At 56.3% G+C, this 23,580-nt stretch carries 17 protein-coding genes; 7 read left to right on the plus strand and 10 right to left on the minus strand.

The annotated features are described in order from the left end of the window. Positions 1-6: 6 nt before the first annotated feature. From VM163_03935 to VM163_03945, 3 genes are all read left to right on the plus strand, one after another. Positions 7-309, plus strand: a complete 303-nt coding sequence (locus VM163_03935; protein HUT03021.1) for a hypothetical protein — start codon at positions 7-9, stop codon at positions 307-309. A gap of 403 nt (positions 310-712) precedes the next feature. Continuing rightward, complete coding sequence (locus VM163_03940; GenBank protein HUT03022.1) at positions 713-6,253, plus strand: PQQ-binding-like beta-propeller repeat protein; 5,541 nt, start codon at positions 713-715, stop codon at positions 6,251-6,253. A gap of 93 nt (positions 6,254-6,346) precedes the next feature. Beyond that, positions 6,347-9,046, plus strand: a complete 2,700-nt coding sequence (locus VM163_03945; GenBank protein ID HUT03023.1) for a DUF2723 domain-containing protein — start codon at positions 6,347-6,349, stop codon at positions 9,044-9,046. A gap of 81 nt (positions 9,047-9,127) precedes the next feature. On the opposite strand, the gene VM163_03950 is transcribed toward VM163_03945, so the two are convergent. From VM163_03950 to VM163_03975, 6 genes are all read right to left on the minus strand, one after another. Next, a complete protein-coding gene (locus tag VM163_03950) occupies positions 9,128-9,562 on the minus strand; it encodes a hypothetical protein (GenBank protein ID HUT03024.1) in 435 nt (144 codons plus the stop codon). A gap of 12 nt (positions 9,563-9,574) precedes the next feature. Beyond that, positions 9,575-11,071, minus strand: coding sequence for an Asp-tRNA(Asn)/Glu-tRNA(Gln) amidotransferase subunit GatB (gene gatB, locus VM163_03955; protein ID HUT03025.1), 1,497 nt, complete (start codon positions 11,069-11,071; stop codon positions 9,575-9,577). Positions 11,072-11,143: 72 nt separating this feature from the next. After that, on the minus strand, positions 11,144-13,600 hold the full coding sequence (locus VM163_03960; GenBank protein HUT03026.1) for a glycogen/starch/alpha-glucan phosphorylase: 2,457 nt from the start codon (positions 13,598-13,600) through the stop codon (positions 11,144-11,146). 103 nt (positions 13,601-13,703) lie between these two features. Next, positions 13,704-14,555: an anti-sigma factor antagonist gene (locus tag VM163_03965; GenBank protein HUT03027.1), complete on the minus strand. Its 852-nt coding sequence runs from the start codon at positions 14,553-14,555 to the stop codon at positions 13,704-13,706. A gap of 76 nt (positions 14,556-14,631) precedes the next feature. Then, positions 14,632-15,819, minus strand: a complete 1,188-nt coding sequence (locus VM163_03970; GenBank protein HUT03028.1) for a phosphotransferase — start codon at positions 15,817-15,819, stop codon at positions 14,632-14,634. Positions 15,820-15,975: 156 nt separating this feature from the next. Then, on the minus strand, positions 15,976-16,248 hold the full coding sequence (locus VM163_03975) for an HU family DNA-binding protein (protein HUT03029.1): 273 nt from the start codon (positions 16,246-16,248) through the stop codon (positions 15,976-15,978). An 842-nt stretch (positions 16,249-17,090) separates the two neighbouring features. On the opposite strand from VM163_03975, the gene VM163_03980 reads away from it, so the two are divergent. Both VM163_03980 and VM163_03985 read left to right on the plus strand, forming a co-directional pair. Beyond that, positions 17,091-17,963 carry a glycosyltransferase family 2 protein gene (locus tag VM163_03980; protein ID HUT03030.1) on the plus strand — a complete coding sequence of 291 codons (873 nt, stop codon included), beginning with the start codon at positions 17,091-17,093 and terminating at the stop codon, positions 17,961-17,963. A 309-nt stretch (positions 17,964-18,272) separates the two neighbouring features. Continuing rightward, entirely contained in the window at positions 18,273-18,599 is a 327-nt protein-coding gene (locus VM163_03985) for a type II toxin-antitoxin system HicB family antitoxin (GenBank protein ID HUT03031.1), read from the plus strand. Here VM163_03985 and VM163_03990 read toward each other — a convergent pair. After that, the gene (locus VM163_03990) at positions 18,579-18,767 is read right to left on the minus strand and encodes a hypothetical protein (protein HUT03032.1); all 189 of its coding nucleotides are present in this window, start codon (positions 18,765-18,767) and stop codon (positions 18,579-18,581) included. The two genes, VM163_03985 and VM163_03990, sit on opposite strands and share 21 nt — an antisense overlap. Positions 18,768-19,375: 608 nt before the next feature. Here VM163_03990 and VM163_03995 point away from each other — a divergent pair. Further along, the gene (locus VM163_03995; protein ID HUT03033.1) at positions 19,376-19,615 is read left to right on the plus strand and encodes a hypothetical protein; all 240 of its coding nucleotides are present in this window, start codon (positions 19,376-19,378) and stop codon (positions 19,613-19,615) included. Continuing rightward, entirely contained in the window at positions 19,612-19,839 is a 228-nt protein-coding gene (locus VM163_04000; protein HUT03034.1) for a DUF2283 domain-containing protein, read from the plus strand. The genes VM163_03995 and VM163_04000 overlap by 4 nt, the downstream gene beginning before the upstream one ends. A gap of 226 nt (positions 19,840-20,065) precedes the next feature. Here the strand turns inward: VM163_04000 and VM163_04005 are convergent, their stop codons facing one another. The 3 genes from VM163_04005 to VM163_04015 all read right to left on the minus strand — a co-directional run bounded on the left by VM163_04005 (position 20,066) and on the right by VM163_04015 (position 23,033). Continuing rightward, the gene (locus VM163_04005) at positions 20,066-20,404 is read right to left on the minus strand and encodes a type II toxin-antitoxin system PemK/MazF family toxin (protein HUT03035.1); all 339 of its coding nucleotides are present in this window, start codon (positions 20,402-20,404) and stop codon (positions 20,066-20,068) included. Continuing rightward, positions 20,389-20,631 (minus strand): ribbon-helix-helix domain-containing protein, encoded by a 243-nt coding sequence (locus VM163_04010; protein ID HUT03036.1) that lies wholly within the window; start codon positions 20,629-20,631, stop codon positions 20,389-20,391. The genes VM163_04005 and VM163_04010 overlap by 16 nt, the downstream gene beginning before the upstream one ends. Positions 20,632-20,861: 230 nt before the next feature. Next, positions 20,862-23,033 (minus strand): hypothetical protein, encoded by a 2,172-nt coding sequence (locus tag VM163_04015; protein ID HUT03037.1) that lies wholly within the window; start codon positions 23,031-23,033, stop codon positions 20,862-20,864. Positions 23,034-23,580 lie beyond the last annotated feature (547 nt).

The following is a 23,580-nucleotide window of genomic DNA, read 5'->3' on the forward strand; positions in this document are numbered from 1 at the left end:
GTGTTTGTGTATCCTGAGATCTGGTGCAGGCGTGCGCTGGTTCCGGTATTTGGTCCCCATCTTGGGTATCGGACGAGGTGGGTGCTGCTGCCGCCGAGAGAGAAGGTGCCGCCCGTGACGCCGCTGCCGGAGGGTCCGCATCCGGTGGTGGGGCCGATTGTGCACCCGACACCCCCGGACGAGGAGGGCGTCACCACAATCGAGGCCGCGCTTTGGAAGCAGTCCGACGGCTACTTCAAGGGCGATAGATACGACCCCGCCCTGGTTGCCCGGCATCCTACGGATCAGCACATTGTTCGGCTCAATTGACACGTTTACCACAGAACTATGCCATACGTTAATCAATGAGGCCAAAGAGAGCTCCTGCGGTAGTTGGCGATGCGTAATCCTTGACCTGGAGGCCGAGGTGATGTAAATACACCATGTGTTTTTCGGGCAGCGATTGAGGCAAACTTCTACGGATTGGTCACGAACAGGAACGAGCGTTCAAAGCGGGAATCTCTCACTTCTTTTCGCCCCGTTTCCGCTGGCGCAAACTCCTCCCAAGAAAAGACTTGAACGCTGTGAGAAATAAGGTATGTTAGAACAGGCTGTATCGACAGCAGATTGATAAGTTTACATATTCTGAGGCTATATAGATGGGCGAACCGCCCTGAGTCGCGGAGCTGCGACTGATGGGTGGAGTGTCTCGTTATTTTATGGAGGACCGCAAATGTCATTGAGATGGGTCACGATCGTATGTTCGGTGTTCGTCTTTGTCATCGTTGGTTTGACCGTGTGCCGTGCTGGCGAATGGTCGGACTATGAGATCACACAGGATACAACTTGGGACCCGAGCGAGAACCCAATTGTCCTGATGCGTGATCTTACTATCCACAAGGTGAATCCTGATGATCCTAGCGACAGAGTTAAGCTGACGATCAATCCTGGGGTTGTAGTAAAGCTTGCCTCACACGTTGACATATTTGTTGAGGGGCTTGTGGTCGCGGAGGAGGCGCTTTTTACCTCGATAAATGACGACAGCACGCCTGACGGAGCGTGGGAGGACAGTTCAGGAACGCCACAGATAGGTGATTGGAACTCTGTCCACATCTACAACTACAATGCCATCTTCTCGGGCTGCACGTTTCGCTACGGCAAGTCAATAGAGATCGATGATTGCTCGCCCACTTTTTACGGCAACCTGATCGAGCAATTCAGTCGATATGGTCTGTATATTGTTGCCCAGGACACGCTTGTCAGCCCGGTCATCGAGTGCAACAAGATATTTGACATCGGCGAGCCTTACACCGATGACAATCCTGAGAACGGGAAGTTCGACCCCGGCCAGGAGGAGTATCAAGACCTCGACATGAACGACCAGTATGACGCTGGCATCGGCATCTATTGCTACACACCACCTTTCTATTTTGGCCCGTGCGTTCCGCTGATTCGGTTCAACCAGATTGTTATGAGCACCGATCGCAGCGTCGCTCGGGGCAGCTTGCCAATAGTGTTTGAGAACACTCTGCCGATCATGCTCGACGTCGGGGGCTCACCGGAGAATCCGGTCCCTGATGGTAACCTGATTCGGCAAAGGGCGGATGATGACCGCTTCGTCTCGGCCATCGGCATAAAGGGCTATGTCAAGCCTGGCGAGCTGGACGATGATACCGGCGCTTACAAATACGTGGACTACTTCCTCCCGCTCGTTGACGACAGAGCGGTGGCCTCGGACCAGGTCTCGCCGACAAACCAACATCTCCCCTACATAGTTCTGGAAGACCTCGTCATCGCCGATGGCTGCGACCTATCCGTGCCGCCCAATTGCGTTGTCAAGTTCAGCGCGGACACGAGCGTCGAGATTCTGGGGACGATCGAGACCTCCAACCTGTCCGCATCCCGCAGCTATTTCACATCGCTTCATAACGACGTTTACGGGCTGAGGGTGCCTGGCAGCAACAGCCACCCCGCTCCTGGCGACTGGTATCAGTTCAGGATTTGCTGCGAGGATTGCCTGATCCAGAACAGCAACTTCAGCTACGGGACGTTCGTCAAGATCGATCAGTGCTGTCCGACAATCATCAACAACACGGTCTCCAACTTCTATCTTTATGGTCTTTATGTATATGCCGAGTCGCACGCAGCAAAGCCGGAAATATCGCGAAACGTGATACAGGACTGCGGCCACGTGGTCGATGCGGCAAGCGGCATTTACGAGGGCGGTGGCATCTGCCTCGAGACGGGGCGCGATTATTTGGGCCCGTGCGAGCCGACGCTTCAGGGCAACAGGCTGCTTAGTAATCATGGCTATCCATTGACGCTTCTTGGGACGTGCGACCCTGTTTACATCAACAACACCTTGATGGGCAACTCCTACCGAGCCGTCGCGATAGGCGGGACTATACGCGGCCGGGGAGCGACGTGGGATGATGTAACCGGCTATCACTATCCTTACGTGGTCATAGACCCCGTGGTGGTGGCGGGAGGCTACAGGGCCGCCAACGGGCTTTCTACTGCCATCATCTCGAGCGACACGCTTGATGGCATCCTGGACACCCTCGTTGACGAGACCGCCGACTGGAAGGCGAACGTCCTGACTGGCTCGATGCTGACTCCCAACACCGACCGGCCCGAACAGTTCGAGATAGTGTCCAACACCAGAACCTCGATTGTGGTTGGCTCCGACGTGTCCGGCATCGCCCAAGGCGGAGACCCCTACGAGTTCGTCGTGAAGGATACGGTCGTGGAAGTCCCTCTTGGAACGATAGTCAAGTTCGCCAAGGGGATGAGCATTTATGTGAAGGGTCAGCTCGAGCTCAACGGCACGACCCGCGACAGAGTCTATTTCACCTCTTTCAATGACGATTCCGCCGGCGGCTCCGTTCTTCTGTCGGGCTCAACGCCGATGCCTCAGCCGGGCGATTGGGAATACTTCAAGGTCGAGAACGACAACAACAAGATCGAGGAATGCATCTTCAAATACGGCACTTCGATCTACATAGATAGCTGCTCGCCGTTGCTCCAGCACAACGCCATCGCGATGTTCTCACGGGCGGGTATCCACTGCTACGCGCACAGCGCGAAGGCCTCGCCCTCCATCCTCAACAATGCGATCATGTGCAATCGCAATGGCGTTCGTTGTGAGACGGACACTGGGTTTACCGATCCCAATGGCGCGATGCCGATGATCCACTCCAATGACATCGTCAGCAACGAGGAGTATGGGGTCGTGAACCTCCAAGAGGGGGCAGAGATCGACGCCGTGCTCAACTGGTGGGGCGCCGTCGATGGCCCATCGGGAGATGCACCCGGAAGCGGAGACGGCATATATGACGTGTCCCTCTACAAACCATTCCAGGGCGAGCCCAACTTCGAGGCCGATTCGGCCCCTCCGGTGTTCTCGGATGTGTTCCCTGCGCCGTATTCGGTCGATGTGCAGACGACCACTATCATCATGTTGACGGTTACGGACGTCGGCAAGGGCATTGACACTAATTCTGTCTCGATAAAGGTCGATCATGGCGACGGTGAGGGCTTCGTGTCCGTGATGAAGGACGGCGAAGACCTCCACTACAACGGGGGCTATGTGAGCCGCGAGAACGTCGCGAACGGCTACCGTTACAGCTATGTTCCCGGACGGTCATTCGCCGCAAACAGGCAGGTGTGCGTCAAGATGCAGATCGGCGATCTCGAGCTCTGCCCCAACAAGGCTCAATACACCTTCTGCTTCTGGACTGGTAGAAACATTGGGCTCACCTTTGGCCGAGTGGAGCCTGAGATCGGAACGGTCAAGACGCAGTTCACATACAGCGTTGACTTCTTCGACAGGGACCTTGCGGCTCCCGCATCTGCGCTGCTCTATATAGACAACATGCCACGCAGCATGAGCCTCGTGGCGGGCGACCCGTGGGAGGGAACATACTCATACACCACGTCGTTGAAGGTCGGCTATCACACCTTCTACTTCGAGTTTGAGGGCGGCGGTGGCGCTGGCACGGTGCGGCTGCCCGAGCTCGGCGACGTGCCGCCATACTTCTACGGTCCGACTGTCCTATCGGAGGATACGACCAACACCTGGCCGATGTTCAGGCACGACCCCGTTCACAGCGGCAGGTCCCCGATCGCTGCGACCTCCGCACCGACGCTCAACTGGAGCTTCACCGCGGGCGATTACATTATCTCCTCACCCGTGGTCGATGCTGACAACACCGTCTATTTCGGATGCTATGACGGCAACGTTTATGCAATGAACACTGATGGGACGGTCAAGTGGGCTGCCAGCACTGGGGATTACATCGCCAGCACGCCCGTCATCGACGAAAACGGGAACCTATACGTCGGCTCGGGCGACCATTATTTCTACAGCTTCAATCCGGACGGCTCGCTCAACTGGACCTATAAGACCGGCGGCGAGATCGACTCTTCGCCTACAATAGGGATTGATGGAAATATCTACTTCGGGTGCGACGACGGTTACCTGTACTCGATGACGTCAGACGGCAACCTGCGCTGGCAGTTCCACACTGGCGGCTGGGTAACGTCCTCGCCGGCGATATGGTTCGACGGGACGGTCTTTTTCGGCTCGGACGACAACAAACTCTACGCAGTCCGGCACGACGGCAACCTGCGCTGGAGCTATAATACTGGCGCGGTAATTACCTCATCGCCGGTCGTTGGACCTGACGAGACGGCCTATGTCGGCGCTGGCTACCAGATACTCGCCATCAACTCCGACGGGACACTGAAGTGGCGCGTCAATGCCGACAACATTGTTCACTCCTCGCCCGCGCTTTCTGATGACGGCGTGCTCTATGTCGGCTCCTATGACCACAACCTCTACGCAATAGAGACGTCAACGGGCACGGTCAATTGGACCTACGTTGCCAACAACGTGATCCATACCTCCCCCGCGATCGACGCCAACGGGGACATCCTGTTCGGCTCCCACGACGGGAACCTCTACTGCCTGGGCAAGGACGGGTCGCTACTGTGGCGCTTCTACGACCCGTTGAGGCCGGGATATGGCTTCAACGTCCACAGCTCGCCCGCAATCGGCCCGGACGGCAGCGTTTATTTCGGCTCCGAGGAGAAGCTCTATGCGCTGGCGGAGCTGCCCGTTCTCAACACGGCGCCCACGCTCTCCGATGCGTCTTGCGCGCCTTCAGGCAAGAGCACAACTCGATATACGTTCAAGATCCACTACTTCGACCGCGAGCAGGAGCCGCCATCGGTGGCAAAGGTAATCGTGGACGACGCCGAGTATGCGCTCGCATTCGATTCCGGGGAGGCGGCAGACGGCTACTACTCCGCTCGCATAATGCTCACGCCCGGGGAACACACCCACTACTACCTGTTCGCCGATGCGACAAGCAAGACGACAAGGTATCCCGCGGTCGGCTCAATCGATGGCCCAAACATCGAGGAGGGTTCGCCAGGAACACCGCCGTTCACCCGCTCCGCGCCTCCAACAGTCTGGATGGCCGGTTATTTCGGCTCTCACGTCTCTCAGCGGCTTGGCGGCAAGCTGCACGTTGTGGCCTATTGCACCGACCCGGACGACGACATCGCACGGGTTGAACTGTGCTACGACGGCGAGCCACTTGTCCCACTCAACGACGATGGCCAGTCTCAGGACGGTCTCGCTGGAGATGGGGTTTACGGCTGTTTCGTCGATGTTGAGCCGGGCTATCCTGCCGGCTGCTACCTATTGGAGGTGGTGGCGACCGACGCCGAGGGCAACACGAGCAACGTCTGGCCCTATGTCACGATCGATGATTATCCGCGGTTCGACCTCCCGGGACTTGCAGGCGTATCGTCCGCGGCAGTCTCGAACAGCGAGGTCATGCCGGTCGGCGGCAAGCCCGCATCGAATCTGAGCCTCAACCTACAGAACTACATCCTAGATTCAATACGCGGGGTCACCAGCCGAGATGTCGGCCCTGAGCCAGAGATACTCATGGCCGGCTATGGCAACTGCAAGATCGACCAGAATACGGGTGGCACGCTCTTTTTGAACGTCATAGTTAATGATCCAGATGGCCTCTCGAACATCGCCTCGGTCGAGGCGCACAGATCGCTTCAGGACCATGGTGATTTCTCGTTTGGCGGCGTCGAACTCAGCCGGCTTACTGCTGATGGACAGAGAGGCTACTACGGGGCGAACTGCCATATTGCTGGCGGCGAGCGAGGCCATCATCTAATAGAGGTCCAGGTGGCCGACAAGGACGGTAATTACAGCACATTCTTCCCGTACCTTGTCGTGACCCAATAGAAGGCCCTAGGGCCGCTGGATAGGTTGTCATCTTTCAGCGGGGGCCCACGCCGAAACAACCGACCTAGTGCGGTCAGGTCGGCGCTCGGGCCTATGCTGTTCCTGCTGGCGTTCTTCACCTATCTGAAGACCCTCTGCCCCACTATCTATGTCGGCGACAGCGGGGAGCTCGTCACGGCCGCAAGCTGCCTGGGCATACCTCATCCGCCGGGCTACCCGATCTTCGTTATCTTGATCAGGCTCACAAGCATTGTCTTCCCGTTTGGCTCGCTCGCCGAACGGTGTGCCCTCGCCTCGGCGCTGTTCGGGGCGGCGAGTGTGTTCGTTCTCTTCAGAATCTGCCTTTGCGTATCCGAAAGCGATCGCCGTAATAACCCGCCGCCACGCTTCGCTGTCCTGGGCTCGACGATAGCTGCCGTTGCCTTCACATTCTCCCTCACTTTCTGGTCGCAGACAACGATCGCAGAGGTCTATGCGCTTACTCTTCTGATGATTCTCTTGATACTCTATCTCGTTGTGCTGTGGCAGCGTGAACCAGATGGAAAGAGGGACCACAGGTTGCTCCTTGCCGCTGCGTTCATAGGCGGCCTGGGGCTGTCGAGCCACCACACAGTCGCCCTAATCCTCGCAGCGCTAGTCGTCTATGTAATATACAGATCCCCCCGACTGCTCCGAAACAGCGGCGTAGTCTTCGGCGCAACGGTGCTCGGCGTTCTCGGGGCATCGGCCTACCTCTATCTCGCGTTCCGCGCCTCGACCAACCCACCGCTCAACTGGGGCATGCCAGAGACGCTCTCGCGATTTTGGGACCATATCCTACGCCGCGAATACGGCAGTTCGAGTCACACTGAGCGAACGTTCGCCCTTGTCATCAAACAGCTGGGCTTCTACGCTTCCATGCTCGTCAGACAGTTCACGCCGCTGGGCGTCATCCTCTCGGCAATCGGGCTCGCAGCTGCGGTCCGACGCCGAAACAAGGCGCTGCTCATGCTTCTTGCGTGCTTCTTGCTCAGCAGCCTGTTCTTCATCCTATATACCAATTACAGGCTCATCCCCCGCGACAAGTCCCTAGTCGAGGTCTTCTTCATCCCATCCTTCGCCGTCGCCGCCATCTTCCTCGCCCTCGGCGCCTCATCCGTGCTGCGGAAGGTTTGTGACCTGATAAAGTCGCGCAGCATGTCCGCTGTTGCGGCCATCGCCTTAGCGGTCTTGGTGTGTGCGCTGCCGTTGTTTGCCAACTACTTCTACAACGACAAGAGCCGCAACTTCCTCACATACGACTACGGCGTCAACGTCATTAAATGCTTGCCAAGCGACGACGCCATCGTTTTCGTTGACCGGGACATGGAGGTCTTCACGCTGCTCTTTCTGAAGGATGTCGAGCGCACCTGTCCAAACATCGAAGTAATCGACCGCTCAGGCATCTTGAGGCGTGATTTTTACGTCAAGGACATGAGGCTGATGCCCGAAAAGCAGCGCCAGGTCGCTCAGTTGCAGGCGGAGCATCGGCTGTTTGGGGAGGAGACGAGGCCTATATGCTACGTGCCGGGCGTCGATCTCGGCGGCATCAAGGAGTTCAAGCTCAAGCCGGTCGGCGTCGCAACGCTGCTCGTTCCGGCCAAAGATGCGGGCGAGTTCTCTGAACGTGAGCGAGATGTGCCCGATACTCTCGTCAGCAGGAGCCTCGAAGACCCCACCATCTTCAAGGACTACACGTCTCGGTGCGTGGCCATGGTTTGGCAGCTACAGCTCGGCGACTCTTACTACTGGCAGGGCGATCGCGACAAGGGGAAGAGGTTATGGAGCGATTCAAGCAGGACTGCGGGGGACATTATGATCCTGCACACAATGCTGGCGGAGAAGGCTGTTGGCTGCGGAGAGACACAAGTTGCAATAGAAGAGTACAAAAAGATCGCAGATATCAGGCCCCAAGACCAGCTCGTCCGCATGAACCTCGGCATGTTGCTCGAGCGCGAGGGGAGGCTTCGCGAGGCGCTCGACGCGTTTGACAGCGTGCGCCGGGCAGACCCCACGTTCCTGCCAGCCCTCAAAGCCTGCGTCAACATCGAGGTCAGGCTCAAAAACTTCAAGAAAGCGATAGGGACGGCGAACCAGATCGCAAAGCTAGCGCCTCGCGACCCGAACTCGCTTCGCAATCTTGGCATCGTGCACGAGCTTGCCGGCGAATACCAGGAGTCGCTCGCTGCGTATCGGCGTTCTGTGGCGGTGAGTCCCACGTTTGCTCTGGCCTACGCGGATATAGCGCTTCTTCAGGAGAAGATGGGGGATGAAGACGCGGCAAGAGATGCGATGCGGCGTGCGCTTGCGCTCGATCCTGACCTTCCGACGAGGGATGCGCGGTTGAGTCAGAGCAGCTTGGCCGTGGAGCTGCTGGCAGAGGGCGAGGCGTCAGGGACGGAGGACCTTGAGAGCCTTTCGGCTGATCAGCTCCAGAGGAGGATGAGAGCCCTCGTCGCTGCCAAGCGTTATTCGCTGGCGATTGAGGTGTGCAAGCGCCTTGCACAGCTCAGGCCTAACAGCCCGCAACCGATGGTTGAGATGGGAATGCTGCTCGACCAGACTGGCAGGTTGCCGCAGGCCGAGGCGGCGTTCAAGAAGGCGCTTTCGATCGATCCTGATTCTGTCGAGGCGCACAATGCGCTTGGCGTCGTCTATGCTAAGCGCAAGCAATACAAAGATGCGCGGCGCGAGTGGGAGGCGGCGCTTAAGCTGAAGCCGGATTCCGCGGGCACGCTGAGCAATCTCAAGCAGCTCGAGCAGCTCGGGTATTAAGGCCCAAATCGCGCAGCCCCGGCGGACGAATGTTGCAGGCAATTACGGCAGCTGGGGCCGAGCACAGAGAAATCTCCCCGCTCACTCAATAAATAGGTTGACGCGGGTCTTGCCCTTCTCGTCCTCGATCTCGATGATGTTCTCGTCCTCGAGGTCATCCAGATGCGCCACGAGCGCCTCAATGTCTATGTCGAGTCCCTCGATCTTGGTCTTGCCCGCCTTGGAAAGGAACTTCCCACCGAGTTTGGCCAGCGACAGCGGAAGCTTGATGTTCACCTTGGGCTTCTCCTGGTCGCCCTCAAAGACCTGTATCCGTAGCTTCTTGCCCTTGAGCGATTTTTTGTCTTTAACCTTGACGGCTCCAGCGGAACTTGTGCCCGTCGTGAAGTGAACCGCGCCGCCTCCAACGGATTTCAGCAGCCCAGCCGCATCGTCCGCAGATATCTTGCCGTCCTCGACCATCTTCAGGATGCGCATGCGCTCCTCGTGAACGGAATCCTGGTTCTCAATTGCCATCTTTCTCTCCCTCTATTTGTTATTCTCCACAATTACTTCTCTAACGAGGCGATTGATAGTCTCGGGATCAGCCTGCCCCTTGGTGCGCTTCATCACCTGCCCAACGAAGAACCCGAGCACGTTGAGCTTGCCCTTCTTTATCTTCGCAAGGAGGTCCGGCCTTGAATCGGCGACCTCGCGGATTATGTCGCAGATGAGGCCCTCGTCCGAAACCGTTGACAGATTCTGTTCGGTGACGATCGTCTTGGGAGCTTTGCCCGTCTCGAGGACCTGCTCGAAGACATCCTTCGCGATCTTGCCGCTGATCTTGCCGTCCTTAACCAGGGCGAGAAGCTCGGCCAGATGTTCGGGCGATACTGGGCACTCATTGATGCTGATGTTGCGCTCTTTGACGACCCGGAGAACTGATCCCATGACCCAATTGCTGACCGCTTTGCCGTCGCCGTGAAGCGAGGCGGCTTTCTCGAAGTAGTCCGCGACCTCCTGGCTGGCCGTGAGGACAGAGGCGTCGTAGTCGGAAATGCCATACTGCTCGATCAGTCGCCGGCGCTTTGCATCCGGGAGCTCCGGCAGCGTCCGCCCTATCTCCGCTGTCCACTCGTCGTTCGCGTCGAGAAAGACCAGGTCAGGCTCCGGGAAATACCTGTAGTCGTGTGACTCCTCCTTGCTCCTCATCAGGAAAGTCCTGCCTGAGGCGGCATTGAACCCATAGGTCGCCTGCTCGACTGCCCCACCGGCCTCGATGACGTCCTGGTGCCGCATCATCTCGTATTCAAGCGCGCGCTTGGCGAACCTGAACGAGTTGAGGTTCTTGATCTCGCATCTGGTCCCCAGGCTGCCGTCCTCGTTGCGAAGTGATATGTTCGCATCGCACCTGAGGCTGCCCTCCTCCATGTTGCAGTCGCTCACGCCGCAGTATCGCATGATCGTCCTGAGTTTCAGCAGGTATTGTCGGGCCTCCTCTGGGCTTTCGAGGTCTGGCTCGCTCACTACCTCAATGAGAGGCACGCCGCAGCGGTTGAAATCGATCAGGCTTGTCCCCTCGAGGTTGACCTGCTCGTTATGCAGCGACTTGCCAGAGTCCTCCTCGAGGTGGAGGCGGTTTATGCGGATGCGTTTCTGCCTGACGTTTCCCGCCTCGTCCTGAACATCGATGCTTATGTAGCCGTCTGTCGCGAGCGGCAGCTCGAACTGCGTGATCTGAAAGCCTTTCGGGAGATCAGGATAGAAATAGTTCTTGCGGGCAAACTGGCTCCGTGGACTTATCTTGCAGTTGAGGGCGAGGGCCGCCTTGATCGCCAGCTCAACTGCCCTTTTGTTGAGAACGGGAAGCACGCCCGGCAGACCCAGGCAAACCGGACAGGTGTTGGAGTTTGGCTTGGCGCCGAACTGGGTGCTGCACGAGCAGAATATCTTGCTCGCGGTTTTGAGCTGGACATGAACCTCGATACCGACGACGGGTTTGGGTTTCATGGCAATAGATTCTATGGTGCGGGGCTTAAAGTTCAAGGTCTCCCGCAGCCCCCGAAATGAGATTGACTGTTATCGGTCTAGAACGTTGATTACCAGGGACAACACAGATCAGCGCCGGCGCGTCGATAAAACTGGCTTTATATGCCAGATATCCTGCGCGTACTCCCGGATGGAGCGGTCGCTCGAGAACTTGCCCATCCGGGCCACGTTCAGTATCGCCTTCTTCGTCCAAGTGGCGACATCAGCGAACGTTTCCGAGGCACGGCGCTGCGCCTCGAGATAGGACGGGAAGTCGGCGAGGTGGTAGTATCTGTCGTTGTGGTCAAGAAGGTTGTGAAATACCCACCTAAACAGGCCGGGTTCGTTGGCCGAGAACATGTCACCGTTGATCGAATCCAACACTCTCTTGACATCCGGATTCGTCTGGTAGTGCTCCCGCGGGTTATATGACCTTTCCCGGTCTAGCCTCTGAACGTCAGCGATTTTCAGGCCAAAAATGAAGATGTTGTCCTCTCCAACCTCCTCCCGAATCTCTATGTTCGCTCCGTCCAGCGTGCCGATGGTCAGCGCCCCGTTCAGCGCGAACTTCATGTTCCCTGTGCCCGAGGCCTCCATGCCGGCGGTAGATATCTGCTCGCTCAGGTCGGTCGCTGGCACGATCACCTCAGCGAGCGAGACGCGGTAGTCAGGGACGAAGGCGACTTTTAGAAGGCCATCTACCCTCGGGTCATTGTTGATGACGCGCGCCACGTTGTTTATGAGCTTGATGATCATCTTGGCAACCCAGTATCCGGGCGCGGCCTTGCCGGCGAAAACGAACGTGCGAGGGACGGCGGGGACCTTTCGGTCTTCCACGAGGATCAAATACTCGCGAATAATATGCAGGACATTCAGTAGCTGGCGCTTGTATTCGTGAATCCGCTTTGCCTGCACGTCGAACAGGGAGTTCGCGTTCACCACGACAGAGGTAGTGTCCTTGATCACCTTCGCTAGCCTCTCCTTGTTGGCAAGCTTGACTCGTCGGAATCGCTCCTGAAACCCCGCGTCGTCTGCGCAGGGCTCGAGCCTGGCTAGCTGGTCGAGGTCCTTGATCCAATCATCGCCAATCCGCTCCGTGATCAGGTCTGCCAGCCCGGGGTTCGCAAGTTTCAGCCACCGACGAGGCGTTATTCCGTTGGTCTTGTTGTTGAACTTCTCTGGCCATATCTCGTAGAAGTCGGGGAAGAGAACTGTCCTGACGAGTCCCGAATGAAGGGCGGAGACGCCATTGACGGAATGGCTTCCGATTGTGGCGAGATGCGCCATTCGAACCTGCTTTTGCTCGCCCTCCTCGACAATCGATGTTCGGCGGAGTTTGTCCACATCGCCGGGGTAGAGTGTGGCGATGTCATCCAGGAAACAGCGGTTTATCTCATAGATGATCTGTAGGTGGCGTGGCAGAACTCGTTCGAACAACGCGACAGGCCACCTCTCGAGCGCCTCTGGCAGCAGAGTGTGGTTTGTGTAGGCCATTGTCCTGCAAGTGACGTCCCACGCGCTTTCCCATGGCACCGATTTCTCGTCAACAAGTATCCGCATAAGCTCCGCAACTGCCAACGCAGGGTGCGTGTCGTTAAGCTGGATGGCGACCTTTTCGGGGAACATCTCGAAGGATGCGTGTGCGATCTCGTATCTCCTGACGATGTCCCTGACCGCGCACGCTACAAGGAAATACTCCTGTATGAGTCGCAATTCGCGGCCCTCGGCCTTGGCATCTGAGGGATACAGAACTTTCGACACGGTCTCGGAGCCGATCTTCTGCTCGACCGCCTTGAAGTAGTCCCCATCGTTGAATATCTCCATGTCGAACTCCTGAGAGGCGCGGGCGGAGTAAAGCCTGAGGCAGTTGACAGTTTCACCTCCGTAACCGGCTATTGGCATGTCGTAGGGCACGCCGATGATGAGCTGCCAATCCAGCCACATCGGGTTGTCGGCGCCATCTTTGGCCCGATAGTTCTCGACCCGGCCGTAGATTGGCACGGGGCAGGCCTTGCCGTATCGCTCGAGCTCCCACGGCGTCTTGTAGGCAAGCCAGCTGTCTGGCTTCTCCTTCTGATACCCGTCGGCTATCTCCTGCCTGAACAGCCCATATTCATAGTTGATACCATAGCCGTAGCCCGGTAAGTCGAGCGTCGCCAGAGAATCAAGAAAACAAGCCGCCAGCCGGCCGAGCCCGCCATTGCCGAGCGCAGCGTCGAACTCACTGTTCTCAACCGCTAGAGGGTCTGCGCCGAGCTTGAGAATGACATCTTGGCAGATGTCGGAGAGACCCAGATTGCAGAGGTTATTGCCAAGTGAGCGGCCCATGAGGAACTCGGCGGAAAGGTAGTGCACCCTTTTGGCGTCGGCCTTACTGTGGCGTAGTCTGGTCTTGAGCATCCTATCGACGAGCAGGTCCCTGACGGCAAGAGAGACGGCCCAAAAAAAGTCTTTTGCTCGTGCCTCCTTGAGAGCCTTGCCCAGAGAAAACTTGATATGCTGTCGAACTGACCGCTCAAACGCCGCAGCTGATACTTCACTTCTCACGTCCGTTATCATCTCCGCTCATTGTATGACTAACAAGCCGCATTCACTACAGACCACCTGTATGCGCTGTCGGCGCCCATTGCCGCTCGTCAGTCAAGCAGCCCTATTCGAAGGCCTTGACCGCCTCGTCAACAGTTTCGAAAGACTCGCAGATTCTGTGCATTCTGACTACCTCAAACAGGGCGCGGACCGCCTTGGTCATCCCTGCTATCTTCAGGTCGCCTCCTCTCGCGTTCAATATCCTCAAACAGGAAAGAAAAGCGCCCAGCCCAGAACTATCGACAAAATCGAGGTTCCCGATGTCTAGAACAACTTGGCCGCTCTCGTTCAGGATTGGCAAGATATCCCGCTTGAACTCTTCAACATTACTCGCCTCCAGAGAGCGTCCTGGCAGCTTTACAACAGAAACATCTCCGACCTTCTCAACCTTCAGTTCCATTACTATTGCTCCTTGGCTGAATTTCCTGCGATTCTGTTTTTTCTGACCGTCGTTCCTATATTTAGCCAGAACAATGCAGTTCCGACCATCCTTTCCCCGCAAATACATCACCTTATCTACGCTGTGTTCGATGATGTAAAGCCCGTAACCGCCCTCACGACCCTTGTCCAACATCGGCAACTGCTGGGGCTCGGGGTGAAACTCGACGCCCCAGTGATATAACTTCATCACAACCCGATCAGCATAGGTGTCAGCTGATATCTCAATGCGCCCATCGGTGCGCCCATTATACGCATGCCTGATGATATTGCTCGTGGTCTCAGTCAAAGCTAGTTCAAGCAAGTTGGTAGCTTCCTCATCGAGCACAGAGGCATCACAGACGTGTCGGACGAAGTCGCGGACCGCGGCCAGCTCAGCAAGGTCGCTGGTTACTTTTTTCTCTGCATGAGATAAGAGCTCAGGTTCCTGTCGGTTCTGACTGCTGACAGCGTTTGACATCTTGCCCAAACGTTTCAACTCTTAATGCCTTCCCTTACCTTGTGAGACCAGTGCAAAAAACAGCAAGCCCTAAAAACCGCTACCCGCCAAGAGTTCAAGACTCATTATCAATCTTATCAAACGGCGTTTCCGAGTCAACGCTTATATCTCGATCGCTTCCAGCGTCTCTCATACGCCGGTTAATGAACTCATTGGCAGCATCAAGCCAGTGCGCCAGCATATTGCATAGATCAACAAAACCCGCGCAGCGCCGGGCGGCCTTAAGGGCGTTTGCGAGCGCGCGTGGGACATAGCGCACGAGTTCAGACTCGCCTCGCTGCCCAACCAAGGATACATAGGTGCCTGCCGCCTTGAGGCATCTTTGGACCGCGCACACACAAAGCGCCCTGCTCAAGCCAAGCCGGCGCAGAGTGTTACGAGGCCTTGCCGGCAGTAGCGAGAAATAATGGTCAAAGAGCTCCTGTTGATCGTCACGCTCAAGCGGCACGTAAGGGTCAAAGATGAGCGAGGCAATGTCGTAGAGAATCGGGCCTAGCCGCGCATCCTGAAAATCGATCACATGAGGCCTGGCGTTTCTAATCATGAGGTTGCGCGAGTGGTAGTCGCGGTGCGTAAAGACCAGTTCCTGGCTCATCATCTCCCTGCATATCGCCTGGAAGTCTCTCTCGATGATGCTTCTTTCCGACCGGCTTAACTTTCTCCGTAGCACGATGTGCGAGAATGAGTCTAAGAAGCTGTTCAACTCCCATAAGAATCGATCGGCTGAGAATGAGTAGCTGTAGGCCGTGCAGTCTCGGGGGACTTCCGGGGGCGGAAACTGCATGTAAACGAGATATTCGATAGCGGTTCGGTAGATGTCCTTGACGTTCTCCGTGCCGGCCTGGCCGATCAGATCGAAAAGCCTCGTATCCCCCAGGTCCTCTATGACAAGAAAGCCCAGGTGGTGGATGGCGAGATACATTTTCGGCACTGGCACACCACAGTTTTCGATGTAGCGCCCAACATCCACGATGATGCGGCTTGCTCTAGCCGAGCCATTGCCCGGCAGCAACATTGCGATTAGGGAGCATTCCTGAGGCCTGTCCAGGCCGCCGAAATCCTGGCCCAGTTCTGCGGCTTCGGAGCAGCTTTGGAGAAACCGTTGAGCCTTCTCCGTATCGGCAAACTCTAACCTGAAGAACTGTCTGGTCGAGACATCGCCTCTTAGTTTGGTGAGGACAAGGCCTGCGGTAGCGTCAGCAACCTGCTCGATGTGGGGTGGAAACGTTGAGTGCTTCGACATCACCGTTGGACAGGCACAAGAGAATACTTGTCTTGTCCACAGAGGAGCTGCCGTAGGCACAAGAACATGGCGGCGCTTGAGGTCACCCCGTGACCCTGGGCGCCGCCAGCATCCACATCCTCGGTTGCGCAAATCCGCACAAGATATGACCTGCTCTTAGGTAAGAGCCTCCTGCAGCTTTGAGCCTGCTTTGAACTTAGCCTTCTTCGAAGCTGGAATGGTCATTGGTTTCTTGGTGTTGGGATTGAAACCTTTGCGAGCCTTCTGCTTCTTGACCATGAAGGTGCCAAATCCAATGAAAGTCACCTTATCGTTGCCTTTGAGCGTGTCAATGATTCCGTCTAGCAAAGCGGTCAACGCGGCATCTGCCTGTCCCTTGGTAATGTTCGCCTTGGCTGCCATGTGGTTAACAGCGTCCTTACGATTCATGCTCTCACCTCCTTCCGTCAAATAACTCCAAATCCTTTAGTTCATCTTTACACAAAGATCGAACCAATTGACTTAAACATATACGGCATGTTGCCCATTTACAACCTATATGCAACCATTTTAGCAACGAAGATGTCTCTAAAGACGAATTATGTCAAGCTCTTGTTAGAGAATTTTTCGTAATAGCTTTCGCTTCGGCTGGTTGGGCAAGAGCTGGCCTAACACAAATCCCACCTTTCCCAAGCCATAAAGCGATAAAGCCGTCCTATCAAGGCCGAGGAGTACAGGAGTTTTCGTAATCACTCGATTTGGGCGCTTTGATGCTCGCAGTCAGGGCTTGGATTAGGGGTCATGCGCTACAAAACCTCAACAATCTGAGAATCGGCGTCGATGAAATTCGACGGCCATGCCTGAATGCCCCAAAGGGGCATAATTTGAGTAGCCGCAGGTGCAACCTGCGGATCGAAATGGGCGACAACCAAGAAATCCCCTCGCCATCCGCCAATCGCAAAGCGATTGGCGGATGGCGAGGGTAGCTAGGAGCAGTGTAGTCGGCTATATACCCCGCGTTTCACACGGGGCTACTCACGTGGTCCCCTTTCAGGGGACTCAAGCAATAGCCACCAGAACTGCATCCCACTTCCTTCATGCCCTGAAGCCCACCATATAGCCACACACCCCGTCAACCAGCACAGGGAAATACGAAAACTCCTGCGAGGAGTATCGAGACTTTTGTCTGCTGCCAACCGTTGACAACCAACCGGACTAGGCTTAGATTGGGGCGTCCAATTGCGTGTCCAGGTATTTGGCTCAATTCTCACATTGAAGGTTCTTTTTAACTTGTGACCAACGAAGATGTTTACGTCAGCATAATCGTTCCCGCCTACAACGAGGCCGGCGCCATTGAGACCGACCTCGAGGCGATAATCGCCGCGATGGACTCTTCACGTTACACATACGAGGTGATCGTGGTCGATGACGGCTCAACGGATGGGACGGGCGATTTGGCGGAGGCCATGGGCGTTACGGTTCTTCGCCATCCGGAGAATAAGGGCGTAGGAGTAGCACGAACCAACGGCGTCAGGGCCGCCTCGGGCGAGATCATAGTCATGACGGACGCAGACAACACGTATCCGAACGAAGACATTCCGAGACTGTTGGAGCTTATGGACCGCTACGACATGGTCATCGGCGCCAGAACAAACGAGGCGGGAACGGTCCCATGGCTCAGAAAACCTGTCAAGGAAATAATCCGCAGGCTTGCTGAATACATCACGTCTGAGCACATCGAGGACCTCAACTCGGGCTTCAGGGCGATGAGGAAGGACGTCGTCATGAGATACCTCAACATCACACCGGAAGGTCATTCCTGGGTGGGAACGATGACCCTGGCGTTTCTGAGCGAGAAGCGCGACGTCGCGTTCATCCCGATCGACTACTGGCCCAGAACGGGCAGATCGACTTTCCACCCCATTGCGGACACCTACGGCTACCTGATGTTCATTATGAAGACCATCATGTATTTCAAGCCGCTGAAGGTCTTTGTCCCACTCTCGGTCTTGTTCTTGACGCTTGGAGTCATCAAGGGCCTTTACGACTCGTTCATCCTGCACGACTTCAAAGAGTCGGAGATAGTCATCCTACTAACCGGCGTCATCATCGGCGTGCTCGGCCTCCTCGCGGACCTGGTCGTCAAGCTGCACAAGGGCGCCTGACCGGCATCCTGCGCCGCAGAAGGCCCCCCCCGACACGAGACGTAAAGGAGTGTATTGCCTCGGGGACAGCCACAGCGTGTCCCCGAACCCCTCCGCTGCTTCTGTGCCATGCGCTCGCTCTTTTCGCTTGAAGCAAGGTCATATAGTCGGCACTATCGTGGAGATGCGATTTTGATGGCACAAACACAACTCGGAGGCAAATATGATGAGGAGTCAAGACGCGATCGCCGATAAGCGCCGAGCATGAAGGGCTCGGAGAAATACTCGATCGAGACCAAGCGTTCCGCTGAGAAAGAAAGGAGTTGGCAAATGACAAGGCACCAATTCGCTGTAGTGATAGAAAAAGATAAGGATGGCTGGTTCGCAATGTGTCCTGACCTCCAGGGCTGCTACACCCAAGGGGATACTTACGAGGAAGCCCTCGAGAACATCAAGGACGCCATCCGGCTACACGTTGAGGACAGGATAGAGATAGAAGTCTCTATGTCGGACGAAGACCTGATCGAGCAGCGCCGTGATGAGCCTCCCGTCCGTTTAGGGAATTCCTGGCTGAGAGGAAGGAGGGGCGACGGGCCAGCCTCGAAGAACCGTGATTCGCGGTTCAGCTATACCGATTCAAAGCCCGAAGTGTTTTAGCAACGAGGCAAAAAGGGTGGATAGGAACGCGAGGAGCAGAAAGCCAAATCCCACATTTATGGCCACCTTCTGTTTGCGCATCCAGAGCCTATAGAGGGCAGTCGGGGTGATGTTATCTGTGCCCCCTCCTGAGCCACCGTAAATTATGGGATGATACCTGTCCTCCATTTTGATTCGTTCCTGCCAGCCCCACATAAGCATCAGGCCTGCAAACAAGCCGATTAAGGCTGAGTAAAGCTCCAGTACAAAGCTAAATTTGGGCGAGGGCCATGCATAGAAATGCCAGAAAGACAACACGGATGAGCATGCAAGAAAACTGAGAAGCGCAAGGCTGAACAACTGAGCATGGATGAAGCGTACTCGCAGTAACCATGAGATGGTCGCACCAATGAGTTTTGCTGCAGTCTGGGTGCAATCTCTGGGACCCACCTTGAACCTGAGCGCTTTCTGATCAGATTCAGACAGATTCACCCAAGGTAAGTTTGAATTCCCGCCTCCGCTATGAATGCGTTGGACCAGAATATACCTCCTCCGACCATTCCAGTGGAGCTTCAGTGCTCTGTCTTGACGCAGGCTTTGTTCACCAGGCGGCGTTCGTATGATGCACCACCTTGGGGGAAGCTCTTCCGATGACCTCTGTACTCTGGCGATTTCAACTGTGATTCTTGATTGCATATATATTCCTCGATAGGCAATTTAATCTTTGCTGCGAAGTCCGACAAGCTAAGAATGAACTTACTTTCGTGTCTTCTGCCTTTTCCCTGTAAGATGAGCTTATGAAGACAACTCGTTACTTTGAAGAGCAGGTTCTGCGAAAACGGCCCTATATCAGGCTAGAATGGTGCGTTCAAGCGATTCGCGAGCCGATTCACCGGTCAGTTCAGCCGGACGGGCGCATTCGGTGCTTTACATTTGTGCCTGAAGTAGGCAAGTACTTGAGGGTGGTCACGCTTGAAGACGGAGAGACGATCCTCAACGCCTTTTTTGACCGAAGGTTTCGGGAGGATGGAAGTTGAAGCTCCATTATTATGAAGAGACCGACTCGCTCTACATTGACCTGAGCGAGAGGCCGGGCGCCGAATCGAAAGAGGTGGCGCCGGGCGTGGTCCTGGATTTTGACGGGGAGGGGCGTCTGGTTGGTATCGACGTCGATCACGCGAGCGAGGTCATAGACCTGTCGCGGCTTGAGATAGAGTCGCTGCCCGTCGGCTCGGTGGCGATGAAGGGGGCAAGCAGCTAGGGATCGAGGGCGGTTCGTGAACCGCCCCTACGGCAGGGATCCGGCGTTCCTGTCACCCAACCTCCCGGTAACCACATCACGAGCCGAAGCAGACCGTTCTGCCTCGCCGTCAGATTGCGCAGCAATATGTCGGCCCATGCTTCGAAAATCGCGGAGGGGGGGCGGGGGACGAGCGATTGCGTCCCCCGATCTAATCAATCACACCATAGAATTGTAGAGTGATTGGCTATCCGCCGACTATCTCGTTTAGTCCCTCGATTAGCTGCTCCATCTGCTCAGGAGACAGCGAATCTACTAGATCGCCGATTCGCTCGACCGAAAACGTTCGGACCTGGCTTATCTTGGCCCAAGACGGCTTGGGCAGCTTCGATGGGTCCAGGGCGAGCGTTAAGGGGAAGCCTGCTCGTTGAGGCTGGCTGGTTATCGCCATCGCGATGACGGTGCCCGAACGTTCATTGAACACATCGTGGCTGATTATTATGACCGGGCGTTTTCCGCCTTGTTCACGTCCCCGGACGGGGTTGAGGTCGGCCCACCGTATCTCTCCCCTTAGTATTCGGGCCATCGAGCCAGCTCCTCGAACAGACCTTCCTCTGCTATCGCCTGTTCAGCGACCGGGTCCAGCTTCGCGCACTCCTGCGCGAGGCGCGTGCGCTCCAGACGGTTGAGCTTATCCTCAATTGCCTCTTGAATTGCCCTGCTCCGACTGGGGAAAACCCGGTTCTTGACGAGATGGTCGAGGCGCTTGAGCGTCTTTTTGTTGATACTGATTGCGACTTTTGCAGTTTGCATATCTCACCTCCAGTATTACCATAAGTCATACTGGAGATGCTGTCAACATTGGCATAATCTATGCCGGTCAGCTCGCACGTGGAATAAGAAGATAAGAACGCGAAGTGACTTATTGGACACCCTCTTGATGGCCGTTAGCTACGACGCGAGCCTATCAAGATATTATGGCGAGATGCCTCAAACCAGAGCGGTCTCGAGATGCGATGCTGACGCTAGCCCTGCGGCGAGCCCTAGGGGAAGGCAAAGTATCTGCCAGGGTGCTCGGTGGGGAACATGAGAGGGACTTTGCCCAGCGGCGTGTCACTTCTCAGCGCTGGCCCAAGCTGCGTTGACCAAGGCGGAAGCGTGAGCCGCGAACTCGAGATTAAGCCCTGCGATTGCACAAGCTGCGCCTCGCGGATTGGAACGCTGCGACCCCTGTCGAGAACTGTAACGCGAACCTCGTCGATGTGGCCAGCGAGCAGCCACTTCTCGTTTTGCTCGAGGCGCACGGTGGCCTCGGTCGCCTCGAAGCTAGCTGGAAGCGTGAGCAGGGTGTGGGAGTTGTTTGAAATGAGCTCGAGTTGCGCGGTGACGTTTTCCAGTGGTCTATCAGCGACGATATCGAGCCGGTCGATCAGGCCCACATCGGTATCAAGGGGCAACCGAACCTGGTCGCCCGGAGATGTGCTGTCAGCGAATCTTGCATGCACCACGTCGTGACGCAGGTTCAAGTAGGACCGCTGACGAGCGAGCACGCGGGCCGAGAGGTCTGGGAGCTCCAGAGCCTTTTGACCATCGAACGCAAAAGCCCGAACAGACATCCCAGCCGGGATGGATTTGTATTGAAAGCTGCTCACCCAGTCACTGAAGGGCAGAGAATCGACGCGTTTGCCATATTCCGCACGTATTGGCGCCCGTATGTTCCAGCAAGATGAGCTCCTGTCGATTAGGGACTTGTCGCGGAAGACGATGAGAACGAGAGTGTTGTCCGGGACCTCAGGCTGCGCCGCCACAATCGCCTTGGGAAGACGAGCACACTCGCTCGCCTCATCGACAAACATCGCGAAGAGCTTCAGGAAGCCGGCCATGTAGGCGCCCACTAATAGTAGGACAATCCCAACGATCAAGAACTTGAGCGGAGCGCGAGACATTCTCGGTGAAAGCCGTCGGCGCAAAGCGCATCTTGTCGCAACGGCGGCGGCCGCGACAAGGGCGATGGCATACCTTGTGGTCGCGGTGCTCGCGCTCGAGGCCCCCTGGGCGAAAAAATCGGTCCAACCTGCCCGAATCAGCGCGAACACCCAATAGATTACTGAGGCGGCTATCACCCAATCGAGAGCTGCGGAGAGCATGGAGCGTCTTTGGCGGTCGAGAATCGTCTCCGGCAGCAGCACAAGAAGATAAGCCATCAGGCCCGCGACGCCAAACGAGCAGAGCAAGACGCGATGGTGGCCAACCCCCGCAAGGGGGAACGCCAAAGCTGGCGTGATAGCTATCCATAACACCAGGAAGAGCGTCAACCTCCAATTGGCCCTGAAACCCACGTAAAGGATGATCACGGCTACTACGCAGAGCAGGGGTGAGAACTTCAGCGGGAATACGTTTGTGTAGAGGATTGTGGGCAGCCTCCTAATGGCCTGGAGGAACGTGAGTTCCCTTACGCACGCGAAGTAGTAGTTGTTGATGACGACGTTCGTGCTGAGCAACAGCGCTCTGAGGCCGAGAAGGGCGGCAGCCATGACCCACAGCGGCAGATTGACCTTCAAAAGGCGTCGGAAGAGACTTCTTCTGCCCTTTTCCTCTCTCCATATCAGTTCGTAGATCAATAGCAGAAGCGGCATGAAGATCGCGGACTCGTAGAAGAGAAAGCTGGCTGCGTATGTAATGCAGGCTAGGACAATCCTGGTGCGAGATGGGCTCTTGCGGTAGCCGGGTCCCACAAGCCAGAACGTAAGAAGCGCAAACAGCGCTGAGTTGAGGCCCTGTATCTGTGACATCCAGAACACAGGCTCGACGTGGCATGTCATCACGGCAAATATCAGCGAGCCGAGCGCCCCTACGAGAAAAGATCGGGACAGCGCCTCGAGGCTCAGAAATACCAGAAGGCATATCATGGCATAGACGGCAGAGTTGATCGCCCTGGGCAAGACTGTGTTTGTCCCGAACAGCTTATACTCGGTCGCCTGCATCATTGCGGCTAGCGGCCGGTAGTACTGCGATCCGTAATGCCTCTGGAGAACGACTGGATAGTGCGCTATCTGCCCCCAAGTCTGCGGTCTGAAGGACACCCAGCTCTCTGTCAAGTAGTATGCTTTCAGACCCGAGGCGGTCATCGCGATCGGAAGCAGCACGATCGCGACAATGAACCATCGCCTGGCTTTGGCGCCCGGCGATTGAAGTCTGTCAGGCCAGAACTGCACGCGCTCTCCGATCTCAACAGAGTTTTCTTGCCGCACAGTAAACTAACACTGTGCGTAGTATCAGTCTCCATAGGGAGTTATGACAGTCAAGAGTTTTCTTGCCGCACAGCAAACTAACACTGTGCGTGGCGCTCCGCAATCTCCCCGCGACCAGAGAATCTCACTCTTACCCAGGCGGGAAATCACGCTAAAGGTCAATGACAATCCAGGTGGGAGATGTTCTACTGAGTCGCGTGTCAGCGTGCCTCTTGCGTCTGGCAACCAAAAATGGTCGGGGCGGGAACGCCACCGGGAGGCTTTGTCCCCGCCCCTAAAACCACAAACCAAAAGGAGGGTAACACGCCGCATGAATCTCCGGGGCGGGAAACCCACGCGGTTTAATGAGGCTATCTAATCCTGAAACAAATGTGGGTGCCAGTTGGTTTCGTGGCGCATTAGTTTTCTTGCCACGGGCGCCGTATCTGCCGCTAGGACGTCCATGGATGGCGGGCTGGCATGTTTGGGTGTTGGGTGGTTTGGAGTGCGGTGGCTTGACACCGCTTTGGCT

Source organism: bacterium, assembly GCA_035527515.1.
In the GTDB taxonomy this organism is placed as follows: Bacteria; B130-G9; B130-G9; order B130-G9; family B130-G9; genus B130-G9.

Excerpts from the sequence above, each read along its gene's own strand:
- VM163_04010 (HUT03036.1), bottom strand. The coding sequence starts at position 20,631 with ATGCAAACTGCAAAAGTCGCAATCAGTATCAACAAAAAGACGCTCAAG.
- VM163_03985 (HUT03031.1), top strand. The coding sequence starts at position 18,273 with ATGACAAGGCACCAATTCGCTGTAGTGATAGAAAAAGATAAGGATGGC.
- VM163_03995 (HUT03033.1), top strand. The coding sequence starts at position 19,376 with ATGAAGACAACTCGTTACTTTGAAGAGCAGGTTCTGCGAAAACGGCCC.
- VM163_03945 (HUT03023.1), top strand. The coding sequence starts at position 6,347 with ATGCTGTTCCTGCTGGCGTTCTTCACCTATCTGAAGACCCTCTGCCCC.
- VM163_04005 (HUT03035.1), bottom strand. The coding sequence starts at position 20,404 with ATGGCCCGAATACTAAGGGGAGAGATACGGTGGGCCGACCTCAACCCC.
- VM163_03940 (HUT03022.1), top strand. The coding sequence starts at position 713 with ATGTCATTGAGATGGGTCACGATCGTATGTTCGGTGTTCGTCTTTGTC.
- VM163_03970 (HUT03028.1), bottom strand. The coding sequence starts at position 15,819 with ATGTCGAAGCACTCAACGTTTCCACCCCACATCGAGCAGGTTGCTGAC.
- VM163_03975 (HUT03029.1), bottom strand. The coding sequence starts at position 16,248 with ATGAATCGTAAGGACGCTGTTAACCACATGGCAGCCAAGGCGAACATT.
- VM163_03990 (HUT03032.1), bottom strand. The coding sequence starts at position 18,767 with ATGGAGGACAGGTATCATCCCATAATTTACGGTGGCTCAGGAGGGGGC.
- VM163_03950 (HUT03024.1), bottom strand. The coding sequence starts at position 9,562 with ATGGCAATTGAGAACCAGGATTCCGTTCACGAGGAGCGCATGCGCATC.